The following is a 23,277-nucleotide window of genomic DNA, read 5'->3' on the forward strand; positions in this document are numbered from 1 at the left end:
CTCACCGCTCCAGCTGGGAAGAAGCTTTGGCGGTGCTTTAGAGCCGCTCCTGCAAGCTCAAGTCGTGCAGCTGTTTGTGCGCCTTCACTTGCTCTTCGTCTTGGGCTGCTTTTTTGGCGCCGGGCCCGCTGCGGCTTCCCGCGCCAGCCGCTCTGCCTTCAGCCGCTCTCGATTCTGAGCGAAGGCCTGCTCGGCGAGCGCGTGCTCGGACATTGCCTTCACTGCATCGACTTGGCGGAAGGCCTTGCGTGCTTCACGCTCCGCTTTGCTGATTGGCTTCGGCGGTTGGTGCTCACCAAATGTCTTTGTCATCTTTTCTCGATCCAGACGCTGCTCGATAGTCGGGTCAATTCTTGCTTGTCAGCCCGGCATCTCGCGCCAGGCGCTCCGCCCTGAGGCGCTTATGGTTTTCCTGGAACTCCGGATCGGCGTGGCTGTCCGCGATCGTTTGGCGCGCCCCGATTGGATTTTGCGCCTTTCGGTCTGCTTCATCCGCGAGCTGTTGCTCGGCGGAGCGCGTCCGTTTGGTCATTGCTCGATCCTTGCACCTGCGACTTGTCCAGAGCTGTTCAAATGAGTCGTGGGAACAATAGACGCTTGTCGCGCAGTCGGCGACCTCAAAAGTGCAGGGCGTTCACCCAACGGTTCTAGCGCACCGGCGAAGCTGCCACACGAACGCAGATCGGCCCCAAACCTGAGGACATCGTTGGACACGGTCGGACTGCGCGGCGCTGTTTTTGCTGGTCTGAGCGGGAGGGCAATGGTTACATGCGTCACAGCATGCTCTACAGTAGAGCAATCGTAGATCACTTTAGAGGTAAGCACATGTCATATGCCTATAAGCTGAATGAAGACGTTCGCCACCAGCCCCAAGGTCCGCAAGGACGTGCAGCCATTGATCCGGCAATGGTTTACACCATCGTACAATGCATGCCCATCGAGGCAGATGGACGTCTTCGATACCGTATCAAGAGCAAGTCGGGGAATGTCGAGCGAGTCGTGACTGAAGATCAGCTGTCGTACTTTCAGTGATTTGGCGCGCTTGTTGGTCGGAGGAGTTTCGTCGTGCTGAATGATCGAGAAAATATCCTGATCGCGCTTCGAGAGAAGCCGCTCAAAGTCTACGAAGTCATGAAACGCGCCAATGTCGCGAACGAGGAAGCTTGTCAGTCCCTCCTGTTGAAAATGCGAGACGAAGGCTCGGTGAAGTTCGATATCCACAAAGGGCGATGGCTCATCGGATGAGCCGTGAATTGCGGCGACGGTCCGAGCATGTCTTCCTTTTCGGCATGTCTTCAAGGCCCGTCCTGTTCCGCATCCCGTCAACCCCTTCCCACAAATATTCCACTTTACCGAAATTCGGAAATGACGTATGTATCGCCCATCCCGGCTCATCCTTGAGGGGCGATCTCGTGTCGTCTTGTTCGCGAGCCGGGCTTGCGGTGGACGCGGGCAGCGTTGGGTGCGAGAGGAGCGGGCAGGGCGGGTAGTCCCTGTGAGCCCGAAACCGCGTGCCGACGAGCGGCACTATCTAGGGTTCGTCTCGCCTGCATTCTTCCGGCAACGTCGACAACGCTGGAAGATAATGCGGCGAACCAGCGAGCCGTGCGTAAAACCGTGTGGTCCTGGCCGTCGTCGCTACGGCCAAGCTTTCGCGGAGGTGTGGAGCGCCCAACCGGGTCAACCGCACCGTCAATTCGCTGGAAGTGAGGGAGGCCAGAACGAACTCGGCTCCCGGGAGAGCACAGCATAAGCCGTCAAACCACTGCGCAGGGAAGGCCGAGTGATCGGCGCCACCTGGTATGCTGCTGTGCGGTTTTCCTGCGCTACCATTTCGCGCAGCAGACCGCGGGTGCGAGATCAGCACCCGGCCTTCCCTGCGCCCTCTCGGCTTCGAGTGATCATGCAAAGCTCGGGCGAAATGCGGAGCGAAGCCGTTGCCTCATACTCCGTCATTGCGAGCGCAGCGACTTGTCTGCCGAAGCCTTGGCGAAGGCGGAAGCAATCCAGAGTCTTTCCGGGGAGGGATTCTGGATTGCCTCGCTGCGCTCGCAATGACGATGTGGGTAGAGCGGAGAAGCGAAACCCATCAAGGCCAGGCGAACGACGAAGGATGATGGGTTTCTCAAGTGCTGGACCCATCCTACGGAATGTGTCCGCCCTCAGCTCCGATACCAGCTCGCCACATTCCACGTCGTGACGTCCCACCCCGAGATGTCGGTCATGAGGTTGTTGACGGCGCCGCCGGTGATGTAGCGCGACAGCAACGGCAGGAAGATGTTGGCCGCGCAGAAGATCTCATTGACCTTGATCAGCAGCGCGGCGCGCTTGACCGGGTCGAGCTCCTGTTGTGCGGCCTTGTAGGCCTTGTCGGCCTCCGGATCGGACCAGCGCGAGACGTTGCGGCCGAGCCATTTGTTGTCCTTGTTGGCGATCTCCCAGGACACGCACTGGTTCAGGAACCGCTCCGGATCGGGCTGCGGCATCGTCGTGTTGTACATCTCCATGTCGCAATAGAATTTGGAGTAGGTGTCGGGGTTGCCGACGTCGGAGGAGAAGAACACCGATGCGGTGACCGATTTGAGCTCGATCTCGATTCCGGCCTTCTGGCAGGCCTGCTTGATGATGGCCTGCGTCTTCTGGCGCGGGGCGTTGATCGAGGTCTGGAATACGTATTTGAGCTTCTTGCCGTCCTTCTCGCGGATGCCGTCGGCACCCATCTTCCAGCCGGCCTCATCGAGAATCTTGTTGGCCTTGTCGACATTGAACTCGTAAACCAGCTTGCTCGACTTGAACTGGCGGGGCTGGTTGACGAAGCTGGCGGTTGCGACGGCGCCGCGGCCGTAGATGAATTTCTGAATCCCGTCGCGGTCGATCAGCAGGTTGAGCGCGCGGCGCACGGCCGGGTCGGACAGCGTCGGGTGTCTCGTCTTGGCGCTGGAGCGTTCGCTGTCGACCTCGGTCCACGGGTCGGTCGTGTTGAGGATGATGAACTCGACGCCGCCGGAGATCGTGAACTCCACCTTGCCTTTGCCACCGGCCTCCATGCGCTTGAGGATCTCATCCTCGACCAGCAGATTCCAGGCATAGTCATATTCGCCGGTCTGCAGCACGGCGCGCGCCGCGGAGACCGCGTCGCCGCCGCCCTTGATCTCGAACGTGTCGAAATAAGGCTGGTTCTTGACGTGGTAGTCGGGATTGCGTTCGGCCCGGAGCAGATCGCCCGGCTTGAACTCGACGAACTTGTAGGGACCGGTGCCGACCGGCTTCAGATTGCCCGGCGCGTCGCGCGATTTCGCGCCGACGTAGTCGACAAAATGATGCTTCGGCAGGATCTGACCGACCGAGCCGACGAAGGGGTCGGCCCAGAACGGGGTTGGGGCCTTGAAGGTCAGCTTGACGGTGTGGTCGTCGATCTTCTCGACCGTGATGTTCTGATAGGACCCCGTGGTGTAGGCGGCGGTGGCGAGATCCGCGGCGTATTGCCAGGTGAAGACGACATCGTCGGCGGTGAAGGGCTTGCCATCGTGCCATCGCACGCCCTGCTTCAGCTTCCAGATCACGGTGGTGCCGTCGGCGGAGAGGCCGCCATTCGCCTTGGTCGGGACCTCGGCGGCGAGGCAGGGGATGAGATTGCCTTCCTTGTCCCAACCGGCGAGCGGCTCGAAAAAGACCCGCGAGGCGACCTGGTCCTTGGTGCCGAGTGCGAAATGCGGATTGAGCAGCGTCGGAGCCTGCCAGAGCAGGAGCTTGAGCGGACCGCCGCCGCCGGCCTTGGTCGGCTTGTAGGCCAGCGTGGCGTCCGCCATCGCCACGCCGTTCCAGAGCAGGATCTGGCTCGCGACTGGAGCTGCGATCCCGACCGCAGCCATGGTCTGGATGAACGCGCGTCGCGAGAGCGTGCCCTGCTTCACCTCCGCGATGAAGCCGCGGATGTCGTGTTCGTCCATCAGATGACCTCCAGCTGCCACAGGAACAGTCGTCACCGACCCCATCATGTTGCATCAGGGACGAGGCGGCAATGCCGACAACGTCGGAAAGGCCTGCGGCGAAATGACGAGCGCGCGTTCGGCAAGACGATGTGGCGGCAGGTCGGCAGCTTCTGCCGGGACAGATTTGCCGTCGCGATGGATCTGCCGACTCGCGTTCGCGATAAGTCCTTGATGGCAATGAATCTCCCGTCTGGCATGCCCATTGCACGCGGAACGTGCGTTCGCAATGACAGTGGAGTTCGCGTATGAGCATCGGCAGCATGAGCAGCATCAGTGGTGGAAGCGCGACGGGTTCGTCGTCATCCACCGGCCCCTCGAAATCGACCGATGGTTCGCAGGGAGACGTCTCGACCTTCGCCTCGCTGATGCATGACGGCACGCCTTACGACGAGGTCAAGGTCAATTTGCCGAACGGCATGTCGGTCGGCATCGTTCATTTCGGTGGCGGCGGCCTGGACGCCAGCGCGCTCAAATCCATCGAAGATTTCGTGCAGCGGTTTGCGAGTCAGCAGGTATCGGGAAATTCGTCCTCCGCGACTGGCCAATCGCAGAATGACGACTCCCCTGACACCGTCGGAATCGACAAGATCCACGTCGATCTTCCGAACGGATTGTCGTTCGAGGTCATTCATTCTTCCGGCAATCAGGTCACGGACAGCGCCGCGGTGATGAAGGAGCTCACCGAGGCTGCCGAGGAGCTCACCGAATCCCTCGCGCAATATTCACCGACATCGTCAGCTGCGTCCGCCTATGCCGCGCGGCAGGCCGCGTCATCCGATCGTACGAGCCAGGTTGACGCCCGGAGCTGAGCGGGGCGCAGCTCGAGATGCCCGGTTGAGGGGGAAACGCGCCGCAGGCCGCCGTGCGATCTGCGGGATGCGGCCATGCGCGCGGTTCCAGGGGTCCGTAATTCGTTGCCCTCCACGCGCGCGCCTCATTATATTGCGTCCATGATTGCGACCGGAGCCGCCTGCGCGGCGCTCCGCGACGAGGGCCACGCGATGGACGATACGATTGGCTTCCCCGACCCCGGCCTCGATTTGTCGGACGGCTTCAAGCCGCACACCTCGCATTGGGGCGTGTTTTCCGCACGCAATGGCGCAGCCGGGTTGGAGGTGAGGGCCTATGCGGGCGATCCCGATCCGAACGGCATCATCGACAATTTCCCCGGCGCGTTGCGCCATCAGGCGCGCATCGCACAGCCTGCGATCCGCCGCGGCTGGCTCGAGCGCGGGCCCGGCCCGGATGACCGGCGCGGCCGCGACGAATTCGTCTCCGTCAGCTGGGAGAAGGCGCTCGATCTGCTCGGCGACGAGCTTATGCGCATCCGCGACACGCGCGGCCCCGGCGCCGTGTTCGGCGGTTCCTATGGCTGGTCGAGCGCGGGCCGGCTGCATCACGCGCAGAGCCAGGTGCATCGCTTTCTCAACATCGCGATGGGCGGCTATGTCCGCTCGGTGAACTCCTATTCCTCGGGCGCTTCCTCGGTGCTGCTGCCGCAGATCATGGCGGGCTACGAGGACATCACCAAGCGCAACGTCACCTGGGAGCAGATCGCGGCCGAGACCGAGATCGTGCTCGCGTTCGGCGGCATGGCGCTGAAGAACTCGATGGTCGCCGGCGGCTCGATCAGCAAGCACGTCGAGCGCGGTGCGATGGAAGCGGCGCGGAAGCGCGGCTGCGAGTTCATCCTGATGAGCCCGCTGCGGGATGACCTGCCTGTCGAGGCCGGCGCGGAATGGATGACATGCATCCCCGGCACCGACACCGCCCTGATGCTCGGCATCGTCCACACGCTGGTCAGCGAAGCTCTGCATGACCAGGCCTTCCTCGATCGCTACACCGAGGGATGGCCGGTGTTCTTGCGCTATCTCACCGGGGAGAGCGACGGGCAGGCCAAGGACGCCGCATGGGCGGCCGCGATCTGCGGCGTCGACGCGAACACCATACACACGCTGGCACGGCGCCTTGCCGGCAAGCGCGCGCTCATCACCGTCTCGCATTCGCTGCAGCGCGCCGAGCATGGCGAGCAGCCGGTTTGGATGGGCATGGTGCTGGCGGCAGCCCTTGGCCAGATCGGTCTTCCCGGCGGCGGCTACGCCTATTCACTGGGCGCGATCGGCTATTACGGCCGCCGCGTCAACGACGTGCCAGGGCCGACGCTGGGGCAGGGCCGCAACGGCGTCCGTGATTTCATTCCGGTGGCGCGCATCGCCGACATGCTGCTCAATCCTGGCAGCACCTATCGCTACAATGGCGAGACGCGCACCTATCCGGACATCCGCCTGGTCTATTGGGCCGGCGGCAATCCATTCCATCATCACCAGGACATCAACCGCCTGCGCAAGGCCTTCGCGAAAGTCGATACGCTGGTGGTGCACGAGCTCGCCTGGACTGCGACGGCGCGCCACGCCGATATCGTGCTGCCCTCGACCATGACGCTGGAACGCGAGGACATTGGCTATTCCACCAACGATCCGCTGATGGTTGCGATGCACCGCATTGCCGAGCCGTTTGGGCTTGCGCGCGACGATTACGATATCTTCGCCAATCTTGCCGATCGCCTCGGCGCCCGCGAGCCCTTCACCGAGGGGCGCACCTCGCGAGAGTGGCTGGAGCATCTCTACGAGCCGACCCGCGTCTCGCTCGCCAAGCGCGGGTTAGAGGCCCCGAGCTTCGAGGAGTTCTGGCAGCGCGGCAGCCTGGTCGTGCCGCAGCAGCCCGACGATGGCGGCCGGCTGCGCAGTTTTCGCGAGGACCCGGTCGCGCATGCGCTGCCGACGCCGAGCGGACGCATCGAGATTTACTCCGCGAAGATCGCCGGACACGGCGATGCGGATTGTCCGGGACATCCGGTCTGGCTCGAGAAGAGCGATATGCCGAAACCCGGCGCGCCGTGCTTCCTCGTCGCCAACCAGCCGGTGACGCGGCTGCACAGCCAGCTCGACTTCGGCGGACATTCGCTCGCCGCCAAACATCGCGGCCGCGAGGTCGCGCGGATGAATCCGCGCGACGCTGACGCGCGCGGCATCAAGGACGGCGATATCATCCGTCTCTTCAACCAACGCGGCGCCTGCCTGGCCGCGGTGAACGTCACTGACGGCATCGCGCCCGGTGTGGTGCAGCTCCCGACCGGCGCCTGGTACGACCCGATGGACCCCGAAGACGAGGCGCCGCTCTGCGTTCACGGCAATCCGAACGTGCTGACCCGCGACATCGGTACCTCGTCCTTCGCGCAAGGCTGCACCGGCCAGCTCACGACGGTCGAGGTGGAAAAGTTCACCGGCAATCTGCCGCCGATCCGGGCGTTCGATCCGGTGTAGCGATCACGAAAGCCGAACCGGTCAGCTTTGCCGAGCAGGAAACTGGACCGTCGCTTGACAGCGGGTTCAGGCGACGGTCCAATGCGAACTCAGCGAACTTGGGGAAGTTGTAAGGCCGCGCACAGACGCTAACCGGCCGCTGCCGGGACATCAAGTTTCGCTGTATTGCAACGGCCAGAGAATCATTTCAGCCGCCTCCAAAGCACCACAGATGGCGGCCGGACGTTCGAACGCGTCAGCGTTCGTTGGCAACGGCAACCGCCGCTTCCACCGCATTCTCCAGAATCTCGTCGGACAATGGCTTGTCGTTGACCGCGCGCGCCAACTGAAGTGCGCCGACCATGGTCGCGTAGATCGTGATCGCCTTGCGCCGACGCTCCTTCGCTGTGCCCAGTCTGATCTGCTCCGCCATCAGCACGACGATGTCGGCGACCTTGCCGGTGAAGGCATCGCGTGTCGCCTTCGGATGCCGCGCGATCTCGGCGACCAGCGCGGCGATCGGGCAGCCGGTCCCGGCGTGGTCGCGATGCCGCGTCGAAAGATAGTCGCGGATCGTGGTCTCGAGCGCGACGCCGTTCTCCAGATTGGCCTTGTGCCGCTCTTCGCGCCGGGTGAGCGCATCGGTCAGCACCTCCCGCACCAGATCCTCCTTGGAGGCGAAGTGCGAGTAGAAGGCGCCATTGGTGAGGCCCGCCTCCGACATGATGCCGGCGAGGCCGACCGCGGCTATTCCACTCTCGCGGAACTGCGCCGAGGCGACATCGAGGATGTGCCGGCGGGTTTCGTCCTTGTGTCCCTTTTCGTAGCGCATGGAGCCTGACTCCCTCCTGTGGCCGGCCCGGAAGGTGCCGGCCACAGGATCGTGAGCGATTTGTCTATTGCATTACGACCATAATAAAGCATTATGATAATAATTCAATGGTTGCCGGACCGCTGGTAGCCCCCCGGAAAACCACAGGATCGTGCCCAATGTCAGTCGAGGACGTCGCCGCACCGCCCTTGTCCGCGATCGAGCCCCCGGCGCGCAGCGCGATCGCGCCTCGCACCGTGCCGACATCCGCCGATCAGCGGCGCGCCGCGCTTCTGACGGCACCGATCTTGCCGACGCTGCTCAAGCTCGCGCTGCCGACCGTGACCGTCCTGGTGGCACAGACCGCAGTCAACATCGCGGAGGCCTATTATGTCGGCTATCTCGGCACCGATGCGCTGGCCGGTGCTGCGCTGGTGTTTCCGATCTTCATGCTGATGACCATGATGTCGAATGGCGGGTTCGGCTCCGGCGTCGCCTCGTCGGTGGCGCGTGCGGTCGGCGCCGGTCGCGGCGACGATGCGGATGCGGCACTGTTCCATGCCATCGTGCTTGCGATCATCGCGGGCGCGCTGTTTACGCTGGGCGTGCGCCTTGGCGGCCCCGCGCTGTTCCGCGCGCTCGGCGGCCGCGACGGCGCGCTCGACGCGGCCATCACTTATTCGAACTCTCTGTTTGCAGGCGCGATTCCCGCATGGATCGTCAACCTCCAGGCTGCCGCGCTGCGCGGTTCCGGCAACGTCAAGGTGCCGGCGCTGGTGACGCTGATCGGCGCGATCGTGACGATTCCGGTGTCGCCGCTGCTGATCTTCGGCTTCGGCCCCGTCCCAGGCCTCGGCATCGGCGGCGCCGGCGTCGCCTTCGGGCTCTATTACGGCGCGGCCATGCTGTTCCTGCTGCGCTACATGTCCTCGGGCGCATCCGGCCTGAGGCTGCACATCGTGCCGCTGCGCGCAAGGATTTTCGGCGACATGTTGAAGGTCGGCATCCCCACAGCATTCAACGCCCTGCTGACCAACCTCACCGTCATCCTCGTCACCGGCGCGGTCGGCCTGTTCGGCACCTCTGCGCTCGCCGGCTACGGCATCGCCTCGCGGCTCGACTACATCATGATCCCGCTGCTGTTCGGCATCAGCACGGCGACGCTGACCATGGTCGGCGTCAACATGGGCGCAAGCCAGACCGCGCGGGCGCAAAGGATCGGCTGGGTCAGTGGCGCCGCGGGCATGATCATGACCGGCTCGATCGGCCTCCTGGTCGCGATCTTTCCGACGGCCTGGCTGCATATCTTCAGCCACGACGCGGACGTCGTGAACGAAGGCATAACATACCTGCGTGTCGTGGCACCGGCCTATGCGGCGCTGGGTTTTGGCTTCGTCACGTCGTTCGCCGCGCAAGGCACGGGCCGGGCGATGGGCCCCCTGCTGTCCGCGGTCGCGCGCATCCTGATCGCGGCCGGCGGCGGCTGGATTGCGGTTGCGTATTTCGGTGCGGGAATGACCGGGCTCGCCGCCATGGTCACGGTATCGCTCGCCGCCTATGCCGCGATCTGCGTGCTGATCATGCTGTCGCAGTCGACCTGGCGGGCCGAGCGCGGCTAGAGCGGGTGCGTGCCTCCGGATTCTTTCCCATTTGACGTCTCACGGAGAAGCATCGCCCGCCGCAGGCGGCAAATATGAACGTTCTTTTCATTGATTTCGCGCTCCGGGCAGGGGAAGACGGTTCCCATCGTTGCTACAGCCGGAGACCAAAGATGTCGTTTCGTTCTGCCCTGATCCTCTCAACCGTGCTTGCCGCATGGTCGGCCGCGGCTTCGGCCGAGACCATCAAGATCGGCGTGACGCCGGGGCCGCATGCGCAGATCTTCGAGGCGGTGAAGCCGGTCGCCGCCAGGCAGGGGCTCGACATCCAGCTTATCGAGTTCTCCGACTATGTGGTGCCGAACGCAGCGCTCGATGCCGGCGACATCCAGGCCAATTCGTTCCAGAACCAGCCTTATCTCGACAACCAGAAGGCCGACCGCGGCTACAGAATCGAGTCTGTCGGCCTTACCGTCAATTTCCCGATCGGCGTCTATTCGAAGAAGCACAAGGCCTTCGCCGACATTCCCGACGGCGGCAAGATGTCGATTCCCAACGATCCGACCAATGGCGGTCGCGTGCTGCTGTTGCTGCGCGACAAGGGCGTGATCAAGCTGAAGGACGGCACGGGCTTCAAGCCGACCGTGCTCGACGTCACCGAGAATCCCAAGAAGCTGAAGTTTATCGAGGTCGATGCGGCTCAGGCGCCGCGCGCGCTCGACGACGTCGACGCGGCCGCGATCAATACCAATTATGCAACCCAGGCGGGCCTCGATCCGGTCAAGGACCCGATCCTGCGCGAGGACCCCAAGGGCCCCTACGTCAACCTGATCGCGGTGCGCAGCGCCGACAAGGACAAGCCCTGGGTCAAGATCCTGGTCGACAGCTATCACACGCCCGAGGTGAAGGAGTTCATCCTCACCAAGTTTAAGGGCGCGGTGCTGCCGAGCTGGTAGGCAATCTGCCTCGCCAAGGTCCAGCGCGGGAAGCCAACGCCGGCGGGCAGCCTTGCGCATTGCCCGCTTGTCTCGGGCTCCGGCAACCGACATCATTGGGGGCCGTGGCCATCCTCGCCCGACAGGGGTCGTATGAAACGCTTTGCAAACCTGAAACGCCTGGGATTCTTCACACGGCTGCTCGACGAGGCGCCGCCTGCGGAGCGGTATCGCTTCGCCGCCGAGCAGATCGTGTGCGCCGAGAAGGCAGGTCTCGATTCCGCATGGATCGCGCAGCACCATTTTCACGAGCGCGAGGGCGGCCTGCCGTCGCCCTTCACCTTCCTCGGCTATGTCGCAGCCCAGACCTCGCGCATTCGCCTCGGCACCGGCATCGTCACGCTGCCGCTGGAGAGCGCGGTGCGGGTGGCGGAGGACGCCGCGGTGCTTGATCTCCTCTGCAACGGCCGGTTCGAGCTCGGCGTCGGCACCGGTGGTAATCCGTCCGCCTTTGCCGCCTTTGGCCTCGACGGCACAGAGCGTAACGAGATCTTTGCGCGCAATCTGGAGATCGTCCGCAAGGCGCTGACCGGCAAGCCGCTCGACGGCGGCGACACGCTTTATCCGCAGCGGCCGCAGCTGGACAAGCGAATCTGGCAGGCGACATTCTCGGTGGCAGGCGGCGCGCGCGCCGGCAAGGCTGGAGACGGCCTGCTGCTCTCGCGCACCCAGCCCCGGGCCAAGGACGCGCCAAAGGCCACGCTCGCCGAGATCCAGAATCCGATCATCGATGCCTATCTCGCAGCGCTGCCGCCGGGCGCGGAGCCGCGGATCATGGCGTCGCGCAGCGTGTTCGTCGCCGACGATCATCGCGAGGCCCTGCGGCTCGCCGATATCGGGCTGCGCCGCGCGCTGCCGCAGTTCATGAAGGGCGGTCACCTTCCCCCCGGCGAGACGCTGGAGGAGATGATCACGGCGTTCGACACCCATGTCGGCGGCGCCGACGAGGTCATTGCCTCGCTGCGATCAGACGCGACGCTGGAGCGGGTGACTGATCTGGTCTTTCAGGTTCACTCGGTCGATGCGCCGCACCCTTATGTGCTGCGCTCTATCGAGCTCGTGGCCGACAAGGTCGCACCGGCGCTGGGCTGGAGCCGGACGGCTGCCGACGTGGCGCTGGCAGGCTAGTTGGGATTTTTTGGATTGCACGAGGAATTATGATGAGTACGCCCGACATCATCGACACGCTCGCCGGGATCAAGCCGGGATCGGCGCTTGACGCCATTCGCGCACGGCGCCTGCAGGCGCGTGACAACGCGCAGAAGAGCTATCTCTCGCTGTTCGAGCCGATCGACGCCGGCGATGTCTCGCTGCTCGAACGCGCCGCGGTCGCGGCCTTCGTGACCGGGCTCCATGGCGAGTCTCCCGTTGCGACCTTCTATCGCGAGAAGCTTGCGGCAAGCGCGGGTGGCGCGGCCCTGCTTGAAGCGGTCGAGGCCGAGATCGCGCGGGGCAAGACCTCGGGGCCGTATGGCTCATTTCCTTCAGGTCCGCTGTCGGTCGAGAACACAGCCGGTCTGATTTATCGCGTCAGTGCGGCGAGCAAGTCCGTTCTCGGCACCCGGCTCGTCGCGGCACTCGAGCATGCGCACCTCCTGGTGTTCCGACCGCGCGATGCGGCATCTACCGACATGAAGGCGCTGCTGGCCGCCGGCTGGTCCAACACCGGCATCGTCACCTTCTCCCAACTCGTCGCATTCCTGTCGTTTCAGGTGCGCGTCGTCAGCGGCTTGCGCTCGCTCGCCGCAGCGAACGCCTAAGAGGAGGCCGCATCATGAGCGCCACCGTCAATCCGCCCGTCGTCTTCACCCAGGATGAGCTTGGCTGGGTCTCGTGGATCGAGCCGTTGCCCGAGGCCGCGCTCACCGAGCGGCATTTCGCCGGTCTCGTCGATCGCGCCCGCGCCAAGTCGGAATATTTCCGTCTGCTCGTGCGCGATCCCGAGGTGCTGGAAGCCCGCACCAAGACCGACAAGGACATCTTCTACAACACAGCCGACGGCCTGCCGCGCGCCGAGCGTGAGCTCGCGGCGGCGGCGACCTCTCGCTACAATGGCTGCATCTATTGCGCCTCGGTGCATGCGCGCTTCGCCAGCACCTACTCCAAGCGCCGCGAGGACGTGCAGAAGCTGCTCGACGAAGGCGTCAACGCCGATCTCGGCGAGCGCTGGAACGCCGTGGTCAAGGCGTCGGTGGCGCTGGCCGCGACGCCGATCGCGTTCGGTCCCGATAATATCGCGGAGCTGCGCAGTGCCGGCCTTGACGACGCCGAGATCGTCGACGTCATCAACGGCGCCTCGTTCTTCAACTGGGCGAACCGGCTGATGCTGTCGCTCGGCGAGCCCTCGAAATAGGCAATTTCACCGGCACAAGAATTGCTGCTTGTCTGTAACACCTGACTGGATGGAGCCGTGCATGAGCAACATCAATCGCCGAACCTTGGTCAAGGGCTCGCTCGCCGCCGCAATCGCGGGAACGGCGCTTTCGCGCGCAGCCTTTGCCGACAGCGCCGAGCCGATCCTGCTCGGTGTCAGCGGTCCCCTCACGGGACCGAACGCGCAATATGGCACGCAGTGGAAGCAGGGCTTTGATCTCGCGCTCGACGAGATTTTGGCCGGCGGCGGCATCAACGGCCGCAAGCTGGCCTACAGCTTCGAGGACAGCCAGAGCGACCCGCGCCAGTCGGTGGCGATCGCTCAGAAATTCATCTCCGATCCCCGCATCGTCCTCGAGCTCGGCGATTTCTCGAGCCCCGCATCGATGGCGGCCTCGCCGATCTATCAGCGTGGCGGTCTCGTGCAGTTCGGCTTCACCAATTCGCACCCTGACTTCACCAAGGGCGGTGACTTCATGTGGAGCACGTCGGTCAGCCAGGCCGACGAGCAGCCGCTGCTGGCAGCCTATGCCGTGAAGAAGCTTGGCCTGAAGAAGCTTGCCGTGCTGCACCTCAACACCGATTGGGGCCGCACCAGCCGCGACTACTTCAACAACGCCGCCAAGGAATATGGGGCGGAGATCGTGGTCACCGAAGGCTATATCGCCGAGGAGCGCGACTTCCGCTCTACGCTGGTCCGCGTGCGCGACGCCAATCCGGACGGGCTGGTCCTGATCTCATATTACTCCGACGGTGCGCTGATCGCGCGGCAGGCCCGGCAGGTCGGGCTGAAGCAGGTGATCTGCGCCGCGAGCTCGGTCTATTCGCCGAAATTCCTCGAGCTCGGCGGCGACGCCGTCGAGGACGTCCATGTCGGCACGCGCTACTTCCCGGAGGATCCGCGTCCCGAGGTGCAGAAATTCATCGCCGGCTTCAAGAAGAAGTACAATGGGCTCGAGCCCGACGCGTTCAATGCCTACGCCTATGACGCGATGAACATGGCCGCCGCCGTGGTAAAGATCGGCGGCACCGATCGCAAGGCGATCCGCGACGCCTTTACCAAAGTGAAGGACGTCCCGAGCGTCATCTTTGGCGCTGCGACGTTCGACGTTGCCAGCCGCCGCGTCAAGGGTGCGATGAATGCCGAGCTCGTCGTGCGCAAGGGCCAGTTCGCGCTTTGGGACGGCAAGCCGACCTGACCCGATGGCCGGGCGCTAGCTTCGACCGCTTTTCTCTGATTGGGACCATCGCGTGGCTTCCTGGCTCGACTACACGATCAACGGGCTGATCGTCGGCAATGTCTACGCCCTCGTTGCGGTCGGGCTCGCGCTGATCTTCGGCGTCAGCCGGCTGATCAACTTTGCGCAAGGGTCGATCTATCTCGTCGGCGCCTATATCGGCTGGGTCGCGGTGGTGCAGCTGCACACGCCGCTGCCGATCACCATCATCTTCGTCGCGGTGGTGGCGGCGCTGGTCGGGCTGATCATCGAGCGGTTCGGCCTGCGGCCGCTGCAGAACTCGGTGCGGATCGCGCCGCTGCTGGCGACGATCGGCATCAGCTTCGTGCTCGATCAGCTGGTGATGCTGACCTTCTCGCCCAATCCGCGTGCGCTGCCGAGCCAGTTGCCGGACGTGCGCTTCCAGCTCGGCGGCGGCACGATCGGGCCGCTTGATCTCCTCATCGCCGGTGTCGGCATCTCCAGCGCGCTCTCGCTGTTCGTGTTCCTGCGCTACAGCAAGCTCGGCTGGGCGGTGCGCGCAGCCTCGCAGGACCGCGACGCCGCGATGCAGATGGGCGTCGATGTCAACCGCGTCAATCAGGCGGTGTTTGGCATTGCGGCTGCGCTCGGCGGCGTCTCCGGTCTGCTGGTCGGCATGTACTACAACCAGATCGACACCGCGATGAGCCTGCAGGCGACGCTGAAGGGCGTTGTCGCGGAAGTCGTCGGCGGCGCCGGCAACGTGCCGGGTGCTGTTGTCGGCAGTCTGCTGCTCGGACTGGTCGAGAGCTACGGCGTTGCCGTGTTCGGCACCAGCTACCGCAATCTGTTTGCCTTCCTGTTGCTGGTCGTCGTGCTGGTGCTGCGGCCGAACGGCCTGTTCGCCAGCGCCCGGCAGGCGCCGCCCGAGCCGCTCACCGGCACGTTCATCGCGCCGAGCCGGCCGGTGCGCATTCCGCGCTGGGCCTTGGCTGTCGCGGTCGCGGCGTTCGCGGTCCTGCCGCTGCTTCCGGTGTCCTTTTACATGCTCCAGACCCTGATCAACGCCTGGCTGCTCGGCATGCTCGCGCTGAGTCTTACGCTGGTTGCCGGCACGATCGGGCAGGTCTCGCTGGGGCACGCCGCGCTGCTCGCGATCGGCGCCTATACGTCTGCTCTGCTCTCACTGACATTGGCCGTTCCCGTCGGTCTCGCCATCATTGCCGGCGGCCTGATGAGTGCCGCGCTCGGCACGATTCTGATCTCGCCGTCGTTCCGGCTGCGCGGGCATTATGTCTCGATCGCAACGCTCGCCATCGGCGAGATCGTGTCGCTGGTGATCTTGAACTGGGAGAGCGTGACGCGCGGCCCGATCGGCATCTCCGGCATCCCGCCGCTGTCGCTGTTCGGCTACGATCTGATCAGCCCCAATTCCGTGTACTGGTTCAGCTTTGCCGTGATGGTCGCGCTGGCGCTGCTCCAGGCGCGCCTGCTCTCGTCGCATCTCGGCCGCAGCTTTCGCGCCATCCGCGACGACGACATCGCCGCGCGCGCCTATGGGCTGAGCCTGAACCGCTACAAGTCGCTCGCCTTCATCTTCGGCGGGTTCGCCGCCGGCGTCAGCGGCGGTATCGCCGCGCATCTCTATTCCTACATCAACCACGAAACCTTCAACACGCAGCAATCCATTCTGGCGCTGACGGTCGTCATCCTCGGCGGCCTTGGCAACGTCGTGGGCGCCGTAGTTGGGGCGGTGGCGTTGGTCGGCCTGCCGGAGATATTCCGGATCGCGGCGGAGTATCGCATCCTGATCTACGGCATCGTGCTGCTGCTGCTGGTGCGGTTCAGGCCGCAGGGCCTGTTGGGGACGATCTGATGGCGGAGGCGCATGCACCGCTGTTGTCCCTGCGCGGCTTGACCCGCCGCTTCGGCGGACTGACCGCCGTCGATGGCATCGATCTCGATCTCGCCAAGGGTGGGCTCGTTAGCATCATCGGCCCGAACGGCGCCGGCAAGACCACGCTGTTCAATCTCGTGACCGGGCTCGACCGGCCGGATGCGGGCGAGGTTCGGTTCGAGGGGCAGGACATCACCGGCCTCTCGCCGGAACGGCTGGCTGGCGGCGGCATCGCGCGCACCTTCCAGCTCGGCCGCGTGTTCGGCAATCTCAGCGTGATGGACAACGTCCTGATCGGCGCCCACACGCGCCTGCGCGCCGTGAAGCCGGCGGTGCCGGTGATCGGCCCGCTCCTGGAATTGGGGCTGGCGCTGTTGCGCCCTTCCAGCGTCAAGGCTGAGGAAGAGCGGCTGCGCGAGGAGGTCAAAACCATTCTCGCCCGCTTCGGCGAGCGGCTGCTGCCGCGGATCGACCAGCCCGCCTACAGCCTGTCCTACGCCAATCGCCGCCGTGTCGAGATCGCTCGCGCGCTGGCGCTGAAGCCGCGCCTGTTGCTGCTCGACGAGCCGACCGCCGGCATGAACCCGAGCGAGACCACGGAGATGCAGGGCCTCGTCGCCGAATTGAAGGCTGAAGGCCTGACCATTCTCCTGATCGAGCACAAGCTGGAGATGGTGATGCGTCTCTCCGACCGCGTCATCGTCATGGACGAGGGCAAGAAGATCGCGGAAGGGCCCGGCGAAGAGGTGCGCAAGGATCCCAAGGTGATCGAGGCCTATCTCGGTCACGGCCTGTCGGGGACGGCGGAACAGGAGAGCGCGGCATGACCATGAGCTCACCCGAACCGCTGCTGGCCCTGACGAACGTCAACACGTTTTACGGCCAGGCCCAGGTGCATTTCGGCCTGTCGATCACGGTCGGCCGCGGCCACATCGTCTGCCTGCTCGGCGGCAATGCCAGCGGAAAATCGACGACAATGAAGATCATTCTGGGCCTGGTGAAGCCGCGCTCGGGCGAGGTGACGTTTGACGGCGCCTCGCTGATCGGGCTGACCACGCCGCAGATCGTCCGCCGCGGCATCGCCTCGGTGCCGGAGGCGCGGCGATTGTTCGCGGATATGAGCGTCCGCGAGAACATTTTGATGGGTGCTTTCGTGCGCAGCGACCGCGAGGCGATCGCGCAGGATCTCGACAAGATGCTGACGCTGTTCCCAAAGCTTGGGCAGCGGCTGTCGCAGCGTGCCGGCTCACTTTCCGGCGGCGAGCAGCAGATGGTCGCGATGGCGCGCGCGCTGATGAGCCGTCCCAGGATGATCGTGATGGACGAGCCGACCATGGGCCTGTCGCCGCTCTATGTCGACCGCGTGCTGGAGCTGATCCGCACCATCAACCAGGAAGGCGTCTCGGTGTTCATGGTCGAGCAGAACGCCAGCCTTGCGCTCGAGATCGCCCACGAGGCCTATGTGCTCCAGACCGGCAAGATCGTGCTGTCGGGATCAGCGCGGACACTGAAGGACGACCCTCGGGTTCGCGACGCCTATCTCGGCGGATCGGAGGCGGCGTAAGGCGGCCATGCACGAAAATCGGCCCGATCGCGCGGGATTGCATTGGTCAGTATGATCATTCTATGAAAAGATCATACCATTGACGCAATGAGGCGTGCGGCGGGATGAGTTTCGTGACGAGGTCTTTGCGGGCGGCCGAACCCGCCACCGTGCTGCTGTTCGGCGGGCTCGTTGCCGCCAACGTTGCCGCATGGGCCTGGGCTTTCGCCTTGTTCGCGGACCGGCCCGCGGTGATGGCGACCGCGCTGCTGGCATGGGTGTTCGGCCTGCGCCACGCCGTTGACGCCGACCACATCGCCGCCATCGACAACGTCGTGCGCAAGCTGATGCAGACGGATGATACGCCGCGCAGCGTCGGCCTCTATTTCGCGCTCGGCCATTCCACTGTTGTTGTGATCGCGACCGTGCTGCTCGCGCTCGGCGTGGTCAGCCTCGGTGGCGACAGCCTGCTTAGGGATCTCGGCAGCCTGATCGGCACCTCGGTGTCGGCGCTGTTCCTGCTCGTCATCGCAGCCATCAATCTCGCCATCTTCGCTGGCCTGTGGCGGACATTTCGGATCGCTCGCGCGTATGGCGTCCATGACGCAGGCCAGCTCGACGCGCTGTTGGCGAACCGCGGCTTTCTCGCGCGCCTGCTCGGCCCGATGTTCCGCCTGGTGACAAGACCCTGGCACATGTTCCCGCTCGGATTGCTGTTCGGGCTCGGCTTCGACACCGCGACCGAGATCGGCCTGCTCAGCATCTCCGCCACCGAAGCCGCGCGCGGCGCGTCGCTCGCCGATATCCTGGTCTTCCCCGCGCTGTTCGCGTCGGGCATGGCGCTGGTCGACACCGCCGACTCCGCGCTGATGGTGAGCGCCTATCGCTGGGCCTTCGTCGATCCCGTGCGAAAGCTCTGGTACAACCTCACCATCACCGGCGCGTCCGTCGCGGTCGCGCTGTTCATCGGCGGTATCGAGGCGCTTGGTTTGATCGCCGATCGACTTGGACTTAACGGCGGCGTGTGGGCACTGGTCGATGCCCTCAACGAATCACTTGCGAATGTCGGTTTCGCGGTGATCGCGCTGTTCGTGATCGCCTGGCTCGTCTCAAGCCTGCTCTACCGCCGGATGTTCGCGGATCAGGCGCGCCGTTTGCCCGATGCGACCGAGGCGGCGTAAGTGACGAGGTGTCCCTGAATTCGTCGGCTTAGAGCGAAGCCGCGCTCGGCATCGGCTCCGCGTGCTGATCGTCGCCATTGGGATCGCCCGGAGCGGTCGCCCAGGCCAATTCCACCAGCGTCACGAACCTGCGTCCGCTGCCGTCAAGCTGGACGACGATCAGGCCCTGCTCCTCCATGTAGCCGAGCAGGCGCTGGGCCCGGCGCAGCGAATGCGAGCCATAGGCCCGCGCGATCGCGGCATCGCCGGGGCAGGGCCAGCCTTCCTTGGCGGCGCGGGCAATCATCATGAACACGCCCTGCATGTCGTCGGGCAGGATCGAGGCGCGCAGCGTCACCTCCTGCCAGGCATCGTCCTCGGCGATGTCTGTGCCGAGGCCTGCGCGCGCATGCGTCAGCATGCGGCGGAATTCGCCGAGGTCGGGGACTGATGCGCCGAGACCCTCGATGCGGCAGCGGACCGCGAATTCCTGATAGAGCACGCCGATGGCGCGGAAGCCGGCATCGGGCACAGCCAGCACGGCGCGCAGCGTCCGATCCACCCGCTCGCGCCGGTCCGCGAGCTCTTCGGCACTGATCAGGACCTCAACCACCTCGGGGCGGACTTCGGGCGCTGCGGCCTTCGCCGCGCGGAGCTGCTCGAGCAAATCAGGCGCAGGGCGACGCTGCGGGCGGCTGGCATCGGGCGGCGGCGCGGCCAGGATCACGGCGCGGGCATCCTCCAGCGCCGCTTCGGGCATAGGCAGCAGTCGCGGCGTCGAATTGCGCGGGGAGGTCGCGGTCGGGCCGATGTTCAGCCGTAGCGGACGGCGCGACAGCGCAGGTCCGAGCGCCATGAATTGTCCGCGTTCGAGATCGCGGAAGGCTTCAGCCTGCCGCCGCTCCATGCCGAGCAGATCGGCGGCGCGCGCCATGTCGATGTCGAGGAAGGTCCGGCCCATCAGGAAGTTCGAGGCTTCGGCCGCGACATTCTTGGCGAGCTTTGCCAGCCGTTGCGTGGCGATGATGCCGGCGAGCCCGCGCTTGCGGCCGCGGCACATCAGATTGGTCATGGCGCCAAGCGAGAGTTTTCGCGCCTCGTCCGATACTTCGCCCGCGACGGCCGGCGCAAACAGCTGCGCCTCGTCGACCACTACCAGCATCGGGTACCAATGGTCGCGCTCGACGTCGAACAGGCCACCGAGGAAGGCAGCCGCGCGCCGCATCTGGTTCTCGGCATCCAGCCCTTCGAGATTGAGCACGGTGGAGACCCTATGCAGCCGGGCGCGTTCGCCCGCGACCTGAAGGCCGCGCTCGGTGTGATCCTCGGCCTCGATCACCAGATGGCCGAAGCGCTCGGCCAGCGTGACGAAATCGCCTTCGGGGTCGATGATGGCCTGCTGCACCCAGGGCGCGCTCTGCTCGAGCAGGCGCCGCAACAGATGCGACTTGCCGGAGCCCGAATTGCCCTGCACCAGGAGACGGGTCGCCAGGAGTTCCTCGAGGTCCATGGCCGCCACAGCGCCCGCCGTGGTCAGCCCCATCTCGATCGCAACCGTCATATCCCGACTCAGGCCCTTCCATTCGCGGACAGGGGCTTATCAATCGGATCGGGATGCGTCGAGCGAAACAGGACGAATCATCCCGCGTTGCCCACGTCGGATTTCAGTCGGGATTCGAAAGCCGTGGAAGTGCGGTCCGGGGCGGGAGCCGAATCGTCGAGGACTCCTGATTCCGGTAAAACGGAAAGTCGCTTCAGAGGAACCGCGCCGCTGCCTCGTCCGGGAGACGGAATAATCGGCGCGTCCTTGTATGCAATATCCCAGTTGCCATCCCCGGCCGGTTTGCCTTACATGCCGCCAACTCGCCCGCGAATGGGGCGCAAAAATCGCACAAGTTCTCGAGGGGTGAACATGGCGCGTAACGTTCTGATTCTGGGAGCTTCTTACGGCTCCCTGCTGGGCACCAAGCTGCTGATGGCCGGGCACAACGTGACCCTGGTCTGCCGCGCCAAGACCGCCGAGCTGATCAACCGCGACGGTACCGAGGTGCGTATCAAGCTGCGCGACGAGGCGATGCACCGCGCGATCTTCTCGCGCGACCTGCCCGGCAAGCTCGACGCGGTAACGCCGCAGAATGTCGACGTCTCCCGCTACGATCTCGTCGGCCTGGCGATGCAGGAGCCGCAATACACCAACCACACGGTCCGCATGCTCATGATCAAGATCGCCGCGGCGAAGCTGCCGTGCCTCTCGATCATGAACATGCCGCCGCTGCCTTATCTCAAGCGCATTCCGGCGCTCGCCGACATGGATCTCGAGGAGGCCTACACCAATGCGCTGGTGTGGGAGCGGTTCGAGCCGGGACTCGTGACGCTGTGCTCGCCCGATCCGCAGGCCTTCCGTCCGCCGGAAGAGGCGGCGAACGTGCTGCATGTCGGCCTGCCCACGAATTTCAAGGCCTCGGCCTTCGCCGACGAGGCGCACAACAAGGTGCTGCGCGAGCTCGAGGCCGATATCGACGCGGTGAGGCTCGACGGTCATGACGTGCCGGTGAAGCTGAAAGTGTTCGAGTCCCTGTTCGTGCCGCTGGCGAAATGGTCGATGCTGCTCACCGGCAATTACCGCTGCATCACCCCGCACGAGCCGCAGTCGATCCGCGACGCCGTGCACGGCGACCTCGCGCGCTCGCAGACGATCTACGACCATGTCGACGCAATCGCGCGCCGCCTCGGCGCCGATCCGCAGGACCAGGTGCCGTTCGCGAAATACGCCAAGGCCGCCGAAAGCCTGCTCAAGCCGTCGTCGGCAGCGCGGGCCGTGGCCGGCGGTGCGCCATTTATCGAGCGCGTCGACCTTCTGGTGAAGCTGATCTCGCATCAGATCGGCGCGCCCAATGCCGAGATCGACCGCACGGTCGATACCGTCGATCAGAAGCTGAACGAAAAGATCGTGCAGGGCGGATCGGGCGCGCAGTAACGGCGCCCGACGGGCAAAACACCTGCAGGAGCTGTCAATCCGCGCTGGCGAAAATATTCCACTTTACCGAAATTCGGAAATGGCGTATGTGTTGGGCATCCCGGCTCATCCTTGAGGGGCGATCTCGTGTCGTCTTGGTTGCGAGCCGGGCTTGCGGTGGACGCGGGCAGCGTTGGGCGTGAGAGGTGCGGGCAGGGCGGGTAGTCCCTGTGAGCCCGAAACCGCGTGCCGACGAGCGGCGCTGTCAGGTTCGTCTCGTCTGTAAGTTTCCGGCTCCGTCGACAGGGCCGGGAAAACTGCGGCGAAATGGCGAGCCGTGCGTACGGCAAAACCGTGTGGGCCTTATTGTGGGCCTTGGCGAGCGGATATGGCCCTCGCTGAGCCGATCTTTACCCCTACAAAATAGGCTCTTTCACGAATAACCTTGGCGCTTCAATGCCAAGGCATTTCCTCGCAAGCCCGCCGCGCGGGGCTAGGCCCCAGCGGATCGAAAGGAAGACCACATTGACGCGCGCGATCTCGACCAGCTGATCAGCTGTAAAGCCCCTGCCTTTCCGCCTCGGCCAGACCGCCGAGGTTAGGGGGTCAGAACCTCGCACCCACCGCGAGGGCTTCTGAAAAAAGGAAAACATCACCATGGCTAAATCGATCCGAAGCTATCAGGCGATCATCACCAAGTATCTGCCCGCGTCGAACGTCAAGGGCTCGCGCATCAAGGCCAGCGCGGCAGCTGGCAGCATCACCATTCATCTCGACCACGCGCTCAATGCCGAAGGCAATCATGCGAAGGCCGCCGAGGTCCTCGCAAATAAGCTCGGCTGGCGCGGCGCTTGGATCATGGGCGGCATGCCCGGTGACTCTGGCTACTGCTTCGTTTGCGCCAACGGCGATGCGGCCGCCTTTACTACGGAAGGCGAGAGCAAATGAGCGCCTTCCTTCGGCTCGGATGATCCCGAGCCGCTCCGCAAGCCCCGGCCACCGCATGGTGCTGGGGTTGAGGGGTCAGAACCGCCGAGCAATTCAGCGAAGCGCTTCTTGAAAAAAAGGAACGATCACTCATGGCTACCTCGAAAAAAATCCACCCCGCAGACGCCGCCGATCTCGCGCGGATCCCGGCTTGCAAAAAGTTCACCGCCACCATCCTGAAGAACAACAAGCCGCAGACCACCGAGCACCCCTCGCTCGCTGCGGCGCGCATTGAAGCGATGCGGCTGAATGCCACCGCGAACAATGGCCGCAAGGCGCTGGTGTACGCGATCACCGATGAAGGCCGCGCGATCCTCGTGCCCGCCAGCTATGGCAGCGAAGTGAAGCCCGAGGCGAAGGCCGACGCCAAGCCAGAGCCGAAGCCCGCCAAGACGGCGAAGCCAGCCAAGCCAGTGAAGGCGGCGAAGCCTGCCAAGGCTGCGAAGAAGGCCAAGCCGAAGGGC

At 64.6% G+C, this 23,277-nt stretch carries 21 protein-coding genes; 15 read left to right on the forward strand and 6 right to left on the reverse strand.

The genetic code is table 11. The annotated features are described in order from the left end of the window. Positions 1-84: 84 nt before the first annotated feature. The 4 genes from FXB38_RS10930 to FXB38_RS10950 all read right to left on the reverse strand — a co-directional run bounded on the left by FXB38_RS10930 (position 85) and on the right by FXB38_RS10950 (position 3,950). Positions 85-312, reverse strand: a complete 228-nt coding sequence (locus FXB38_RS10930; RefSeq protein WP_148750866.1) for a hypothetical protein — start codon at positions 310-312, stop codon at positions 85-87. Positions 313-346: 34 nt separating this feature from the next. Further along, positions 347-532 carry a hypothetical protein gene (locus tag FXB38_RS10935; protein WP_148750867.1) on the reverse strand — a complete coding sequence of 62 codons (186 nt, stop codon included), beginning with the start codon at positions 530-532 and terminating at the stop codon, positions 347-349. A 296-nt stretch (positions 533-828) separates the two neighbouring features. Continuing rightward, on the reverse strand, positions 829-1,221 hold the full coding sequence (locus tag FXB38_RS42660; RefSeq protein ID WP_187434797.1) for a hypothetical protein: 393 nt from the start codon (positions 1,219-1,221) through the stop codon (positions 829-831). A gap of 941 nt (positions 1,222-2,162) precedes the next feature. Then, on the reverse strand, positions 2,163-3,950 hold the full coding sequence (locus FXB38_RS10950; protein WP_148750870.1) for a peptide ABC transporter substrate-binding protein: 1,788 nt from the start codon (positions 3,948-3,950) through the stop codon (positions 2,163-2,165). Positions 3,951-4,237: 287 nt separating this feature from the next. On the opposite strand from FXB38_RS10950, the gene FXB38_RS10955 reads away from it, so the two are divergent. Both FXB38_RS10955 and FXB38_RS10960 read left to right on the forward strand, forming a co-directional pair. Continuing rightward, on the forward strand, positions 4,238-4,801 hold the full coding sequence (locus tag FXB38_RS10955; protein ID WP_148750871.1) for a hypothetical protein: 564 nt from the start codon (positions 4,238-4,240) through the stop codon (positions 4,799-4,801). Between the two features lie 192 nt (positions 4,802-4,993). Beyond that, positions 4,994-7,315, forward strand: a complete 2,322-nt coding sequence (locus FXB38_RS10960) for a molybdopterin guanine dinucleotide-containing S/N-oxide reductase (RefSeq protein WP_148750872.1) — start codon at positions 4,994-4,996, stop codon at positions 7,313-7,315. A 235-nt stretch (positions 7,316-7,550) separates the two neighbouring features. Here FXB38_RS10960 and FXB38_RS10965 read toward each other — a convergent pair whose 3' ends face one another. Beyond that, the gene (locus FXB38_RS10965; RefSeq protein WP_148750873.1) at positions 7,551-8,126 is read right to left on the reverse strand and encodes a TetR/AcrR family transcriptional regulator; all 576 of its coding nucleotides are present in this window, start codon (positions 8,124-8,126) and stop codon (positions 7,551-7,553) included. A 158-nt stretch (positions 8,127-8,284) separates the two neighbouring features. Between FXB38_RS10965 and FXB38_RS10970 the strand changes: the two genes are divergently transcribed. The 10 genes from FXB38_RS10970 to FXB38_RS11015 all read left to right on the forward strand — a co-directional run bounded on the left by FXB38_RS10970 (position 8,285) and on the right by FXB38_RS11015 (position 18,891). Continuing rightward, a complete protein-coding gene (locus tag FXB38_RS10970; RefSeq protein ID WP_148750874.1) occupies positions 8,285-9,724 on the forward strand; it encodes an MATE family efflux transporter in 1,440 nt (479 codons plus the stop codon). A 152-nt stretch (positions 9,725-9,876) separates the two neighbouring features. Next, a complete protein-coding gene (locus tag FXB38_RS10975; protein WP_148750875.1) occupies positions 9,877-10,659 on the forward strand; it encodes a MetQ/NlpA family ABC transporter substrate-binding protein in 783 nt (260 codons plus the stop codon). 132 nt (positions 10,660-10,791) lie between these two features. Beyond that, entirely contained in the window at positions 10,792-11,826 is a 1,035-nt protein-coding gene (locus FXB38_RS10980; RefSeq protein ID WP_148750876.1) for a putative FMN-dependent luciferase-like monooxygenase, read from the forward strand. A gap of 32 nt (positions 11,827-11,858) precedes the next feature. Then, positions 11,859-12,458, forward strand: coding sequence for a CMD domain protein (locus tag FXB38_RS10985; protein WP_187434800.1), 600 nt, complete (start codon positions 11,859-11,861; stop codon positions 12,456-12,458). A 14-nt stretch (positions 12,459-12,472) separates the two neighbouring features. Then, a complete protein-coding gene (locus FXB38_RS10990; protein WP_148750878.1) occupies positions 12,473-13,051 on the forward strand; it encodes an alkylhydroperoxidase domain protein in 579 nt (192 codons plus the stop codon). A gap of 61 nt (positions 13,052-13,112) precedes the next feature. Then, positions 13,113-14,270, forward strand: a complete 1,158-nt coding sequence (locus FXB38_RS10995) for an ABC transporter substrate-binding protein (protein WP_148750879.1) — start codon at positions 13,113-13,115, stop codon at positions 14,268-14,270. Between the two features lie 52 nt (positions 14,271-14,322). After that, complete coding sequence (locus tag FXB38_RS11000) at positions 14,323-16,146, forward strand: ABC transporter permease (RefSeq protein WP_148750880.1); 1,824 nt, start codon at positions 14,323-14,325, stop codon at positions 16,144-16,146. Further along, the gene (locus FXB38_RS11005; protein WP_187434798.1) at positions 16,146-16,994 is read left to right on the forward strand and encodes an ABC transporter ATP-binding protein; all 849 of its coding nucleotides are present in this window, start codon (positions 16,146-16,148) and stop codon (positions 16,992-16,994) included. The genes FXB38_RS11000 and FXB38_RS11005 overlap by 1 nt, the downstream gene beginning before the upstream one ends. Beyond that, positions 16,991-17,731 (forward strand): ABC transporter ATP-binding protein, encoded by a 741-nt coding sequence (locus FXB38_RS11010; protein ID WP_148750882.1) that lies wholly within the window; start codon positions 16,991-16,993, stop codon positions 17,729-17,731. Before FXB38_RS11005 ends, FXB38_RS11010 begins: the two co-directional genes overlap by 4 nt. Positions 17,732-17,835: 104 nt before the next feature. After that, positions 17,836-18,891, forward strand: coding sequence for a HoxN/HupN/NixA family nickel/cobalt transporter (locus FXB38_RS11015; protein WP_148750883.1), 1,056 nt, complete (start codon positions 17,836-17,838; stop codon positions 18,889-18,891). A gap of 28 nt (positions 18,892-18,919) precedes the next feature. Here the strand turns inward: FXB38_RS11015 and FXB38_RS11020 are convergent, their stop codons facing one another. Further along, the gene (locus tag FXB38_RS11020; protein ID WP_148750884.1) at positions 18,920-20,431 is read right to left on the reverse strand and encodes a helicase HerA domain-containing protein; all 1,512 of its coding nucleotides are present in this window, start codon (positions 20,429-20,431) and stop codon (positions 18,920-18,922) included. Positions 20,432-20,782: 351 nt separating this feature from the next. Between FXB38_RS11020 and FXB38_RS11025 the strand changes: the two genes are divergently transcribed. From FXB38_RS11025 to FXB38_RS42665, 3 genes are all read left to right on the forward strand, one after another. Further along, positions 20,783-21,847, forward strand: coding sequence for a ketopantoate reductase family protein (locus FXB38_RS11025; protein WP_148750885.1), 1,065 nt, complete (start codon positions 20,783-20,785; stop codon positions 21,845-21,847). A 636-nt stretch (positions 21,848-22,483) separates the two neighbouring features. After that, a complete protein-coding gene (locus FXB38_RS11030) occupies positions 22,484-22,774 on the forward strand; it encodes a hypothetical protein (protein ID WP_148750886.1) in 291 nt (96 codons plus the stop codon). A gap of 131 nt (positions 22,775-22,905) precedes the next feature. Continuing rightward, positions 22,906-23,277 (forward strand): hypothetical protein (locus FXB38_RS42665; RefSeq protein ID WP_187434799.1); only part of this gene is annotated, 372 nt, incomplete at its 3' end.

The organism is Bradyrhizobium cytisi, assembly GCF_008123515.1.
Classification (GTDB): domain Bacteria; phylum Pseudomonadota; class Alphaproteobacteria; order Rhizobiales; family Xanthobacteraceae; genus Bradyrhizobium; species Bradyrhizobium cytisi.

Excerpts from the sequence above, each read along its gene's own strand:
- FXB38_RS10930 (WP_148750866.1), bottom strand. The coding sequence starts at position 312 with ATGACAAAGACATTTGGTGAGCACCAACCGCCGAAGCCAATCAGCAAA.
- FXB38_RS10935 (WP_148750867.1), bottom strand. The coding sequence starts at position 532 with ATGACCAAACGGACGCGCTCCGCCGAGCAACAGCTCGCGGATGAAGCA.
- FXB38_RS10950 (WP_148750870.1), bottom strand. The coding sequence starts at position 3,950 with ATGGACGAACACGACATCCGCGGCTTCATCGCGGAGGTGAAGCAGGGC.
- FXB38_RS10955 (WP_148750871.1), top strand. The coding sequence starts at position 4,238 with ATGAGCATCGGCAGCATGAGCAGCATCAGTGGTGGAAGCGCGACGGGT.
- FXB38_RS10960 (WP_148750872.1), top strand. The coding sequence starts at position 4,994 with ATGGACGATACGATTGGCTTCCCCGACCCCGGCCTCGATTTGTCGGAC.
- FXB38_RS10965 (WP_148750873.1), bottom strand. The coding sequence starts at position 8,126 with ATGCGCTACGAAAAGGGACACAAGGACGAAACCCGCCGGCACATCCTC.
- FXB38_RS10970 (WP_148750874.1), top strand. The coding sequence starts at position 8,285 with ATGTCAGTCGAGGACGTCGCCGCACCGCCCTTGTCCGCGATCGAGCCC.
- FXB38_RS10975 (WP_148750875.1), top strand. The coding sequence starts at position 9,877 with ATGTCGTTTCGTTCTGCCCTGATCCTCTCAACCGTGCTTGCCGCATGG.
- FXB38_RS10980 (WP_148750876.1), top strand. The coding sequence starts at position 10,792 with ATGAAACGCTTTGCAAACCTGAAACGCCTGGGATTCTTCACACGGCTG.
- FXB38_RS10985 (WP_187434800.1), top strand. The coding sequence starts at position 11,859 with ATGAGTACGCCCGACATCATCGACACGCTCGCCGGGATCAAGCCGGGA.
- FXB38_RS10990 (WP_148750878.1), top strand. The coding sequence starts at position 12,473 with ATGAGCGCCACCGTCAATCCGCCCGTCGTCTTCACCCAGGATGAGCTT.
- FXB38_RS10995 (WP_148750879.1), top strand. The coding sequence starts at position 13,113 with ATGAGCAACATCAATCGCCGAACCTTGGTCAAGGGCTCGCTCGCCGCC.
- FXB38_RS11005 (WP_187434798.1), top strand. The coding sequence starts at position 16,146 with ATGGCGGAGGCGCATGCACCGCTGTTGTCCCTGCGCGGCTTGACCCGC.
- FXB38_RS11010 (WP_148750882.1), top strand. The coding sequence starts at position 16,991 with ATGACCATGAGCTCACCCGAACCGCTGCTGGCCCTGACGAACGTCAAC.
- FXB38_RS11015 (WP_148750883.1), top strand. The coding sequence starts at position 17,836 with ATGAGTTTCGTGACGAGGTCTTTGCGGGCGGCCGAACCCGCCACCGTG.
- FXB38_RS11020 (WP_148750884.1), bottom strand. The coding sequence starts at position 20,431 with ATGACGGTTGCGATCGAGATGGGGCTGACCACGGCGGGCGCTGTGGCG.
- FXB38_RS11025 (WP_148750885.1), top strand. The coding sequence starts at position 20,783 with ATGGCGCGTAACGTTCTGATTCTGGGAGCTTCTTACGGCTCCCTGCTG.
- FXB38_RS11030 (WP_148750886.1), top strand. The coding sequence starts at position 22,484 with ATGGCTAAATCGATCCGAAGCTATCAGGCGATCATCACCAAGTATCTG.